Origin of the sequence: Enterocloster lavalensis, from assembly GCF_046603895.1 — a bacterium.
Taxonomy (GTDB): domain Bacteria; phylum Bacillota; class Clostridia; order Lachnospirales; family Lachnospiraceae; genus Enterocloster; species Enterocloster lavalensis.
Genome location: NZ_CP176637.1, coordinates 5,478,889 through 5,490,372, shown reverse-complemented (window position 1 = coordinate 5,490,372; position 11,484 = coordinate 5,478,889). Strand labels below are relative to the sequence as shown.

The 11,484-nt window shown below is 53.6% G+C and carries 11 protein-coding genes; all 11 read right to left on the bottom strand.

What is annotated here, in order from left to right; all coding sequences use genetic code 11:
* Window positions 1-169: 169 nt before the first annotated feature.
* The gene (locus ACK2JC_RS24665; protein ID WP_092369121.1) at window positions 170-865 is read right to left on the bottom strand and encodes an L-2-amino-thiazoline-4-carboxylic acid hydrolase; all 696 of its coding nucleotides are present in this window, start codon (window positions 863-865) and stop codon (window positions 170-172) included.
* Between the two features lie 187 nt (window positions 866-1,052).
* The gene (locus ACK2JC_RS24660; RefSeq protein WP_320936803.1) at window positions 1,053-2,393 is read right to left on the bottom strand and encodes an amidohydrolase; all 1,341 of its coding nucleotides are present in this window, start codon (window positions 2,391-2,393) and stop codon (window positions 1,053-1,055) included.
* 203 nt (window positions 2,394-2,596) lie between these two features.
* Window positions 2,597-3,637 carry a branched-chain amino acid ABC transporter permease gene (locus ACK2JC_RS24655; RefSeq protein WP_320936804.1) on the bottom strand — a complete coding sequence of 347 codons (1,041 nt, stop codon included), beginning with the start codon at window positions 3,635-3,637 and terminating at the stop codon, window positions 2,597-2,599.
* A 13-nt stretch (window positions 3,638-3,650) separates the two neighbouring features.
* Complete coding sequence (locus tag ACK2JC_RS24650; protein WP_166434458.1) at window positions 3,651-4,523, bottom strand: branched-chain amino acid ABC transporter permease; 873 nt, start codon at window positions 4,521-4,523, stop codon at window positions 3,651-3,653.
* Between the two features lie 81 nt (window positions 4,524-4,604).
* Window positions 4,605-5,834, bottom strand: coding sequence for an ABC transporter substrate-binding protein (locus tag ACK2JC_RS24645; protein WP_320936805.1), 1,230 nt, complete (start codon window positions 5,832-5,834; stop codon window positions 4,605-4,607).
* A gap of 62 nt (window positions 5,835-5,896) precedes the next feature.
* Window positions 5,897-6,604, bottom strand: a complete 708-nt coding sequence (locus ACK2JC_RS24640; protein WP_092369107.1) for an ABC transporter ATP-binding protein — start codon at window positions 6,602-6,604, stop codon at window positions 5,897-5,899.
* Window positions 6,605-6,608: 4 nt separating this feature from the next.
* Window positions 6,609-7,367, bottom strand: coding sequence for an ABC transporter ATP-binding protein (locus tag ACK2JC_RS24635; protein ID WP_320936806.1), 759 nt, complete (start codon window positions 7,365-7,367; stop codon window positions 6,609-6,611).
* Between the two features lie 204 nt (window positions 7,368-7,571).
* Window positions 7,572-8,768: a MalY/PatB family protein gene (locus ACK2JC_RS24630; protein WP_320936807.1), complete on the bottom strand. Its 1,197-nt coding sequence runs from the start codon at window positions 8,766-8,768 to the stop codon at window positions 7,572-7,574.
* Window positions 8,769-8,791: 23 nt separating this feature from the next.
* A complete protein-coding gene (gene citF, locus ACK2JC_RS24625; protein ID WP_331681232.1) occupies window positions 8,792-10,201 on the bottom strand; it encodes a citrate lyase subunit alpha in 1,410 nt (469 codons plus the stop codon).
* A complete protein-coding gene (locus tag ACK2JC_RS24620; RefSeq protein WP_320936808.1) occupies window positions 10,194-11,072 on the bottom strand; it encodes an HpcH/HpaI aldolase/citrate lyase family protein in 879 nt (292 codons plus the stop codon). Before ACK2JC_RS24620 ends, citF begins: the two co-directional genes overlap by 8 nt.
* Window positions 11,069-11,338 (bottom strand): citrate lyase acyl carrier protein, encoded by a 270-nt coding sequence (citD, locus tag ACK2JC_RS24615; RefSeq protein ID WP_320936809.1) that lies wholly within the window; start codon window positions 11,336-11,338, stop codon window positions 11,069-11,071. The genes ACK2JC_RS24620 and citD overlap by 4 nt, the downstream gene beginning before the upstream one ends.
* Window positions 11,339-11,484: the final 146 nt, after the last annotated feature.

The following is an 11,484-nucleotide window of genomic DNA, read 5'->3' as shown; positions in this document are numbered from 1 at the left end:
TCACAGATATCCGGTTTTCTCCGAAGCGCCACATCCTCAGGCAGGTCCGGGCTGTGGGAATCCGGCTTGCGCCCCGGCCACAGCGCCGCGATTTTCACACGCGGCGGGGCAGCAAAGACAAATCCCCAGAGAACAGTCTGTGCTCTTTGGGGATTTGTTATACGATTTCCTAATCGCATACGTTGAAATTGGTGTAGCGGTATCCGGCCAGAATATCCGCCATCTCCCTGCCGTAATCCTGTGCAAAATCCGCCATCACGTTATTGCTCACAGCCTCTCCCCCGCTTTTAAAAATGGCAGCGGCCACCTCGCTGTAAGCCCAGTAGGAATGGGCGCAGTGGTATTCAAAATCTCTCAGATTTTCCGGCTTTTTGCTCAAATCCGTGTCCCCGTCAAAATCCACGTCCTTCATCCTGTGAATACAGTAATCGGCGGTCTGCAGGGTCTGATCCACCTCGTAGGTCAGATAGGGGTTGAAGCCCCGGACAATGGAATTGTCCAGGTGTCTGCAATATTCCGCGCCTGCCGTGGCGTTTAATCCCATCTCCTTAAACTGGGCGCACCAGGGGCATTGGGTGATGTGCATCACCGCCTCCGGCCGGTAGGACTGGTAGGTCATGGCATTGCCGCAGCCTTCCGCTTTCATATCCTCCGTGCCCACCCATTCTCCATAGCGGTAATAATTGGCGGGCGTCAGCTCCTTGCCGTCCCGGATCGCCCGCTGGGCCATCCGGCGCCCGCGCTGCTCCGCGTAATACTGGGTGGCATGGATAAACGCCATTTTCCCCCGCTCTCCAAAGGCTTCCGTCAGATACACATAAAACTTCGCCGCGATATACGCGTGCACTTTTTCGTTAAATCCCATATGGTTGTTCCTCCCATTTTTCCCCACTGATTGATTCTCCCCGGACGGATCTCTCCCGGCTGCGGACCGTGCTGACGATCCCCGATCCCCAGGCCAACGGAATCTGAATCCGGGGCTGCACAAAACCCTGTCAACGGCGGTCCGGAAACCTGCCGTCCGGCGCACAAACGTTATTCCATCACATACGTTATTCCATCACAACCGGCTCCATCGGAATCGTCTCCACCCGACTGTGTTTTTCCATATATTGGATATAAGACTCCTTTGTGAGAACCGCCTCATGCTGTTTTATCAGCGCCCTGGCATATGCGCCATTGTTTTTCAGCAGGTTGTACGCCGTGAGGGCAAATACCTTGGCGGTCACCACATAAGCCAGATACTCGTCGGTGGGATGCATCTCTTTATTATGCAGCTCGTGGGTGTAGCCGCCCGTGTTGAACTGCAGCAGCGGAAGAATCTGCGACACCTCGCCGAAATCCGTGGAGCCGCCCATGACGATGCCCGGATCGTGCTTTGCCACCTCATAGCTGCCCGCCGCAGCCGTAATGGCCTCCTCGACGGCCCGGGTATCTCCGGCCGGCATAACGGGCAGATACCCCGGCATCGTAATGATTTCCGCGCCGCAGCCGGTGGCCACCGCGCCGGAACGCATGGCGCGGTCGAATTTGCGGCTGGCGTCCAGAATGGCCGGAATATTGTTGGCCCGCACGGAATATTCCATGGTCACATTGTCCGCGATCACGTTCATGGCCTCCCCGCCCTTGGAGATAAAGCCGTGCACCCGCACGGTGTCCTGATCCCGGAAAAATTCCCGCTGGGCGTTGACTGCCTGGATTCCCAGGGCCGCCGCGCTCAGCGCGTCCACCCCGCTCCAGGGCGCTTCCGCCGCATGGGCCGGTATCCCGTGAAAGCGGACGATCTTACTCATAAAACCGTTGGACCGGTGATTGGACAGCGCCAGGGAAATACCGGGCGCAATGTGATGTCCCACCGCAACGTCGATGTCGTCAAAGGCTCCCACCCGGATCAGCTCTGATTTTCCTCCTCCGAAGGCGATCTTCCCCTCCTCCATCAGCCCGTGTTTGAACTCCATCTCCACAAATTCCTCGGCCGGCACCGCGAAAAACACCACGTTGCCGTCCATGGCCTCCTGCACCTGGGCGTCGCAGAGCGCATACAGCGCGCCCATCATACCCGCCATCTGCGCATTGTGCCCACAGCAGTGGGCCGCCCCTGTCTCATGCCCGGCGTAGGGACTGTCCGCCATAGGCAGGGCGTCCATTTCCCCGATCAGAGCTACGGTGGGCCCAGGTGCGCCGGCTCCCTTTAAATAACCCTTAGCCCCCGTGATAGCCAGCCCGGTTTCCGCTTCGATTCCAAACTTTTCCAGATACCGGCAGAACTTTCCGGACGTCTGATATTCCTTGTATCCAAGCTCAGGTTCGTTCCAGATATCTCTTCCGATGGCGATAATCTCATCTTTATGCCGCTCGATTAAATCTACGATTTTCTGTTCAATTTTGTCCATTCCCTCTCCTTTTTGGAGGCCGCAAATAGGTTATAAATTGTGGGGTGGCTTCCTTATAGTGTAATATTAACGAAAACGCGGGGATTTGTAAAGTTTGTGTTTTGATGTGGCCGGGATGACTGTTAAAAAAGCCCCGGTCCGGGACGGCGCATGTTCGTCTGCGCCGCCCGGGGCCGGGTCCTTACCATTTTCATATTCTGATATTATGTTCGAATTGTCTTTTTCAGCTGTTTTCTTCTCTTAGCCCGCTCATCGGTAAACAGCAGCTCCGTGCGCTCCTTCAGCATTTTTTTGATCTCTAATGGTTTCTTACCGATCAGCGAGATCACGCCGTCCGGAAGGAACGTCAGCACCAGAATCAACAGAACGCCATAGGTAATCATGCGCCACTGCGCCGAGAAATCCCGCAGCAGCTCAGGCAGAAAGGTCAATACAATCGCGCCCAGCACGCCTCCGTCGATATCGCCGATTCCACCGATAATAGCCATTGAAATCAGCGTCAGCGAAATGTTCCAGCGAAACTGCTCCGGACTTAAAAATCCCAGACACTGGGAATAGAACACACCTGCCAGTCCGCCCAGCGCGGAACAGATCACAAAGGCCAGCAGTTTGAATTTTGTGGTATTCACACCAACAGACAGCGCCGCCTCCTGGGATTCGCGGATCGATATGAAAAAACGTCCGTATTTTGACCTGGTAACCCGGGCAGTGACGAAAAAACAGATGATAAAAAAGATTGTCGTCAAAAACAACAGCTTTACCTTGGTGTCGATTTTAAATGAACCGATTGACGGTTTTCCAAATCCTGCCAGTCCGTAAGAGCCTCCCGTCACTCCTTCCATGTTAATCAGCAGCACAAAGATAATTTCGCCGAAAATCTGAGTCACCATTGCCAGGTATGGTCCCTCCCGCAATTTCAGAGTAGGGATCCCCAGAAGAACTCCCACCAGCATGGATAGAAGGAGGGCGCAGGGAATCGTCAGCCAGAAATTCATGCCCACCTTGGACATCAGCACCGCTGATGTATATGCGCCCAGTCCGATGAAGGCAGCCTGGCCCAGATGGATCTGGCGCGTATAGCCGGATACCAGAACCAGGCCCAGCACGGCAATGGCGTTGATCAGGCATTGTACTCCAATGATTGTGTAATAGCTGCTGGAGAGGCATACCATAATAAAGGCGATCAGAAATATGGCTCTGATCATGTTTTTGCGCATCCCGCGATCCTTCAAAAATTTCATCATGTATCCCTCCCCGTCAATGCTTTGTCTTAACTCTTCGGAATATGCCGTACGGGAAGAATCCTAACACCACAATCCCCGCTGTGTATACGATAATGTCTTTATACCCTGAGGAAATGTAGGTCGCCCCCAGACATTCCACTATTCCCACCAGGACACCTCCGAAAATTGCGCCCACAAAGTTTCCCAGGCCTCCAATTACTGCCGCGATAAACGCTTTTAACGATACCTGCGCCCCCAGCTCCGCGGAGATGGTATACATGGGCCCGATCAGCATACCAGACACGCAGCCCAGCCCTGCCGAGATGGCAAAGGTGGCGGCGCGTGTGGCCAGCACGTTGACTCCCATAGCGGCAGCCGTCTCCGGACTTTCCTGGGCCATGCGGATCGCCAGCCCGAACCTTGTCTTGACGAAGAACAGCTGCAGAATCACCAGGATCAGGATTATGATTACAAAAATCACAAAGTTGTTTAAGGAGATTCTTGTTCCGGCGATCTCAAAGGATGCATCGGTAAATTTGAAATCCAGTCCATGAGGGAACGCGCCGAACAGCAGCAGCGCCACATTCTTGACAACTGTGGACAGCGACATCGAGACCAGCATAAACGTGATGGGCGATGTTTTTCTGAACCGGATAAAAAGGATTTTCTCAGTCAATATGCCGTACAGCATGGTAATGAAAAGGGTCAGCAGAAAGGCCGCCCAATATGGGATGCTGAAATACGACATAAAACAGAACAGCAGGATCGCGCCAATCATGATCGTGTCCGAGTGGGCAAAGTTCATGTAACCCAAGGCTTTGAATACCATGGACAAGCCCAGGGCGGCAAGCCCGTAAAACATACCGTAAGTGATGCCGTTGACCAGCTGTAAAATCAATAACCCCATACTCCACCTCGCAATGTGTTGATTGCCCCGTATACCCGTACAGCCCAGCGGCATATGCTGTGGGCTGTACGAACCATACAATTAATCAATTTTAACCGTATCGAAATAATCATATGTACGGCTTTCATTATTCGCAGTTACCAGATACACCGGGCTCTGGAGATTACCCGTGGCCGCATCCACGGACGCCATGCCTTTTAAGGTCTGGAAATCCTTCAGCGTGCGGATTCCCTCTGCGATGGCTTTTGGCTCCGCGCTTCCGGCCGCCTCAATGCCCTTAAAGATGATCATCATTCCGTCGTAACCCAGGGACGCAGTCAGGGAAGGTTCCATATTCCAGCGCTGGCGGTACCGTTCCACCCAGGCAGATACATATTCGTCGGGATTGTCGGCGTAAAAGCTGGTGGAAAGGATCGCCTTGTCACACAGACCGTTGCTCAGCTCAAACAATCTGGGATCGTTGACGCCAGGCCCGCAGAGATACTGGGGAGACCATCCCATATCGTTGGCCTGCTTCATGATCAGGGAAGCCGGTGTGGGCTGGCACCACATCAGAATTGCCTCGCAGCCCGCATCCTTGATCTTGGTGAGCTGAGCGGAAAAGTTCTGATCATCGCCCATAAATGAATCGCTGACCAGCTCCACGCCGTATTTGTCCGCGCAGGCCACTGCCGAATCATAGCCGCCCTTTCCATAGTCGTCGTTGGAATACAACACTCCAATCTTGTTCAGCTTCAGAGATTCACCCGCATATTTGATCAGCGCTTCCACCTGTAATCCGTCGTCCGGGGAACACCGGTTGATAAACGCATTTCCCGAAGCTCCGATTTTCGGTGATGTGGCCGGACACACGGCAGGTACCCCATACTCTGCCAGGATATCCAGTATCGCCATGGTCTCCGAGCTGGTCTGCGCCCCCTGAATCGCCACCACCTCATTCTGTGTGATCAGCTTTGTTGCAACGGTTGCCGCCTGAGCCGCCTGAGAGGCGCTGTCCTCGGAAATCAGAACCACTTCCATCCCCAGGATTCCACCCGCTGCGTTGATCTCCTCCACCGCCAGAGTCTCCCCCTGGATCTTCTCCTGGCCGTAGCTTGCAGCCCCGCCGGTCATGGGGTCAATACTGCCGATGTAAAGCTTTCCGCTGAAGGACCCTCCTGAGGTTTCTTCCTGTTTTGACGTCTCACCCGCGCCCGAACTGCCCTGGGCCTCGCTTTTTGCCTCTGTTCCCCCGCTCTGTTTCCCACAACCGGTCATGGCGGCGATCATTGCCACTGATAAAAGAACTGCCAAACATCTTCTTTTTTTCATAGTTTTCTTCTCCTTGTACGCTTTTGTTGTATGTTCGCTGCCCCAGGCAGGAAACAATCCCACTATGCCCCCAGATACTTATTCTTTACCTCATCGCTGGCCAGAAGTTCCTCCCCGGTTCCCTCCAGCGTCAGTCTGCCGACTTCCAGCACATATGCGTAGTTCGCAACCGACAGCGCCATCTCCGAGTTCTGCTCCACCACCAGGGACGGAATATGCCGCTCTCTGTGGATTCGGACCATGGTCTCAAAGGTGAAATCAATCAGGTTCGGCGCAAGCCCCATAGAAGGCTCGTCCAGCAGCAGGAGCTTGGGATCCGTCATCAGAGCCCGCCCCATGGCCAACATCTGCTGTTCCCCTCCCGACAAGGTCCCGGCCAGCTGCCGGTGGCGCTCCTTCAGCCGCGGAAACAGCTCATACACATAGTTGACATTCTCCTCAATGCGCTTTTTATCTTTCATGATGTAAGCGCCGCCCACCAGGTTTTCATACACGGAAATATTCTTAAAAATCCGCCTTCCCTCCGGGCACAAGGCGATGCCCGTCCGAATAACGTCCTTGGTGGGGATGGAGGTGATCTCCTTCCCGTCAAACACAATGGACCCGGACACCGGCGTGACAAGACCGGCGATGGAATTGATAAGGGTGGATTTGCCTGCCCCGTTGGCGCCGATAATCGCATAGATTCCATCATCTGGAATCGTGATGGTCACATCCTTCAACGCGCATATAACCCCGTAATAACAGGTTATATTTTTAATCTCCAGCATCGGCTTACCTCCTCTTCCCCAGATAGCATGCAATCACTTCCTCGTTGTTCTGTATGCTCTCGGGCCGTCCTTCGGCAATCACAGAGCCGGAGCTGAGTACCGTCAGCTGGTCGCAGAGGCTCATCACAAATTTCATGTGATGCTCGATCAGAAGGATTGTCCGGTTGTCCTCCTGGCGCATCTTGTGCACCAGCTGGGCTACCTCCTCACTCTCCTGCTCATTCATACCGGCCACCGGCTCATCCAGGAGTACCAGCTGCGGATCGGTAGCCAGAAGCCTGGCGATCTCCAACAGCCTGCGTTTCCCGTAGGGTAGATTCTTGGCCAGCGTATCCCGTTCTCCAATCAGACCCACAAATTCCAGCTGTCTTTCCGCTTCCTCGTATGCCTCCTGCTCCTCCCGCTTGAACCGCCTGGTCTCAAATATGGCCGAGGCCAGATTGTAGCCCGTGCGGACGCAATAACCGGTCATCACATTTTCAAGAGCCGTCATCTCAGGGAAAAGATTGACGTTTTGGAACGTCCGCCCCAGCCCGCTTAAGCTGATCACATTAGGCGCAAGGCCGCTGATCTTTTTGCCGTTGAAGATCACTTCCCCCGCAGTAGGAGCGTAGAAGCCGGTGATCACGTTGATCAGCGTGGTTTTTCCCGACCCGTTGGGGCCGATCAAACCGTGTATCTCTCCCTTGGGGACCGTCATGTTGACACTTTTGAGGGCGACCAGACCGCCGAAAAACATGTCGACTTTGTTTACTTCAAGCACAGAGACCTCCCATCCTTGCATTATAAAATCAGTTTCCGACAAAAAATTCAGCTGATTTTATAACAACAATCATCAATTCTTGTTAAATTCTAAATTTTTATTGATATTCACATTATAAACCCTCTAACTTGAGAATAAAAATACCATTATTTGATATCATTTATAATAAAATCGTATAGTTTTTCTCCCACTCCGTCCGGCATCTCAAAACGCCGTGCGCAGACGCTCCAGCTGTTCTTTTACATAAGCCCGAGGACATGCGTAGTTGAACCGCACAAAACCTCCCCCATTTTCGCCGAACCATCTTCCAATGTCCCCGATCACTCTGGCCTGTTCCAGCACCCGGCGGTATATTTCTTCCTCCTGCAATCCTGTGCCCCGGAAATCAAACCAAATCAGATAGGTTCCCTGGGGCGGAACGATTTTGATCTGCGGCAGGTGTTTCGCCAGATATTCCCTGGCAAATTCCACATTGCCATATATGTACTTCATCACCTCATCCACAAACGCGTCGCCATGATTATACGCTGCGGCCCCTGCCACCGGCCCGAAATTCTGAGTGGACGGAATCCGGTTGATGTCGTAGATGCGGTGTGCCAGGCGTTTCCGGTTCTGATCATCGGGTACGGTGAGCAGCGCCGAGGTGAGACCGGCAAGATTGAAGGTCTTGCTGGGACTGTGGGCCAGAATCATTTGACTGTAAAACTCAGGAAATTTTCCGCAGGTACAGAACTGTTGCCCGGGCATGATGAGATCGCCGTGAATCTCATCGCAAAATACTATCACCCCATTATTATAGCAAATCTCCAATGCCTGGAATAATTCCAATTTCTTCCATACCCGCCCCACCGGGTTATGAGGGCTGCACAAAATCATCAGCGTGTTGTTGGGATCCTTTGCCAACTGCTCCAGATTCTCATAGTCCATCCTGTAGTCGCCGTTTTCCTCAATCAACGGATTTTCAACTACCCGACGGTGATTGTTCTTCGGCCCTGCCGCAAATGGATAGTACACCGGGGATTGGATGATCACGCCTTCCCCCTCCCGGGTGAACTCCTGGATCACGTTGTTGATTGCGGTGACTACTCCCATGGAGTACAGCATCCACTCTGCCGGGCACTCCCAGCCGTACCGCCTGGAAAACCACTCTCTGGCCGCCTCCCGGAACACGTCGTTGGTATTCTCGTTGGAATAGCCGAATATCCCATGCTCCACCCGCCGGTGCAGGGCCTCCGTCACCTCCGGGATGCATTTGAAATCCATATCCGCCACCCACATCGGAAGCGAATTCTCCTCGTCGATGTCAAATTCCGCAAATCGTCCGCTGTACCGCTCCCATTTACTGCTGTAGGTGCAGCTGGCCGCGCTTCTGTCCACAATCTCATCGAAATTAAATCCCATTGCCCTTTCCTCCTGCTCTCTTCTCAACAGCGCTGCACCATATGGATTTCATCCATACGGCTGCCGTCGCGGTATAAGACTTCCGCCACTACGCGCCCCTCTCCCCGGATGAGCTTAGGTCTTCCGCACATTTCTTCCGCTGTTTCCTTCAGTTTTTCAATAGAAGTCACCGGAAGGCCCGCGCGCAAAAGCCGTTCTCTTAAATCGGGATTGTTGGGGTTTACCGCGATGCCGCACTGGGTTATCAACACGTCGACGGTGTGCCCCGGCGTGGACCGGCACAATACATTCTCGACGATCAGCGGAATCCTGGCTCTTATAAGGGGCGCTACGATCACCGTCATCTTAGCTCCCGCCGCGGTGTCGCAGTGCCCGCCGGAGCCTCCGATGATATACCCGTTGGAATCCGTGTGCACGTTGACATTAAACCCCAGATCAATCTGGGTTGCGCCCAGGACGACCACGTCCAAATGATCCGCCGCGCAGCTTTTCATGGCCGGGCTGGCATACCGGCTGGCTGATATCTCCTGATGCCCCGGATTCTCGCGGAGCGATTTTACCGCTCCCATATCAAAGCACTGAACATCCAGAATGGTGCTGAACAGGCCTTCCTCCATCATACGCACCAGATACTCTGTGATCCCGCCCATACAGAAACTGCCTCTGATATGGCCACGGATCATCGCCTCCCGCACATCTTTTGCCACTGCCAGGGAAATTCCACCCGCTCCGGTCTGAAAGGAGAAACCGTCCTTCAGATGCCCCGAATGAATAATTACCTGCGCCGCAAGCCTTGCAATTTTCAGGCCCACGGGATCTCTGGTGATCCTGGTCGTCCCTGAGACAATCCGGGAGGCATCCCCAATCCGGTCGATACACACCACGTAATCCACAAATCCCTCCTGGATTGACGCATCCTGCAGCGGATAGGGAACCAAATGGTCCGTAATCACCACAACCTTTTTCGCGTGGACTGCATCCGAACATGCGTATCCCAGAGACCCACAGGCCGATGGGCCGTATTTTCCGCTGCAATTCCCCATCTCATCCGCACAGGGAGCCGCAATAAACGCAATATCCACGTTGAGCGTGCCGTTATCCATATCGCCCGCCCTGCCTCCGTGGCTTCGGAATATCACCGGCTGGTCCAGAATCCCCTCCGACACCGCCCTGGCCACCGGGCCTGTCATATAATTAACCTCCAGCCCGGTTACCGTACGGTTTCGGATATGACCGATCAGAGGCTCATGGATGTCGAACAGAGAACTTGCATTTACCGTCAGGTTCTTAATCCCCAGAGAAGCGGCTGCCTCCATCACGCGGTTGAGAACGTAATCTCCATTCCGCAGATGATGGTGGAAAGAAATCCTCATTCCGTCCCGCAGTCCCGCCAGGACGACAGCCTGCCCGATTGTCTCCACTCTCTTAGTCAACCAAACCACCTCCAGCCATTGCGTTTTCCATCTCCACAATCTGCATTGCCCGCTTAACCACCGGCGCATCGATCATTTTCCCGTGTAGGGAAACAGCCCCCTTTCCCAGTCTGCCGCCCTCCGCGATGGCCTCAAGAATCTGGTGAGCGTAATCGATTTCCGCCTCAGACGGGGTAAAGACTTCGTTGATAATATCCACATGCCTCGGAGAGATCGCTGCCTTCCCAATAAAGCCCAGATCCCGGGCCAGCTGCGCATCCCGCCGCACTCCCTCCTCATCGTTCACATCCGTAAACGGCGTGTCATAAGCCTCGATCCGGCAGGCCCTGGCTGCGCAGACGATCCTGCTTCTGGCATAAAAAATCTCACCGCCCTCTTTGGTCCTCCTGGCATGCAGATCTGCCGTCAGATCCTCTCCGCCCAGGAACAGCCCGACGATCCTTTGGCTGCTCAATGCGATCTCACGGGCATTTTCAATCCCTTCCGCGGTCTCCAAAAGCGGCAGCAATCCGATCATCCCGGTTTTTACCCCGCATTTTTGTTCAACCTGTGTGATAAACACGTCCAATTCCCTGATATCCTCCGCGCTCCCCACCTTGGAAGGCATGAGCAAGCTGGGGTGGCTGGGCACGACCGCTTCGATATCCTCCCGCCAAAATTCCGAATCCAACGGATTGATCCGCACAATCACCTCGGATTTGCGGTAGAGCTTTTGATTCAGCACATTGCGCACCAGCGCCCGTGCTGCATCCTTCTGCCCCGGATCCACAGAATCCTCCAAATCCAAAATGACACTATCCGCTCCCAGCATATCACCGTTTATCAGCATATTGGGAGCGTTGCCCGGCAGAAACAACATGGTACGTCTCATTGCCTCTCACCTCCCCGCAATATGGCGGTCTCCAGCCTGGCCGCGATCACGCAGTCCAGCGCCCCCCTGTCATTGAGACAAATCCGGCCCTTTGTCACGGAAAAGTCAGCCAGCGTCAGATCCACAACCTTTTTTATGTCCTCATAAAACTGCCGTCTTACAGGTGATTCAATCACAATCTCCAGACAGTGATCACAGGGTTCAACCCGTACCAGAACATCGCTTGACTCCAGTGTTCCAGCCACCGCCTCTCTCACAATTCTCACAATTTATCCCCCTGCTTCAACTTTTTTTGAGCTAATTGCATTATATCATGGACAAATTTATAATAAAAATATTGGTTTTGCATAGTTTCTATATTGATTTTTATATAGTTTTACTATATAGTCTATTTAGTGACCACAGTATAAAT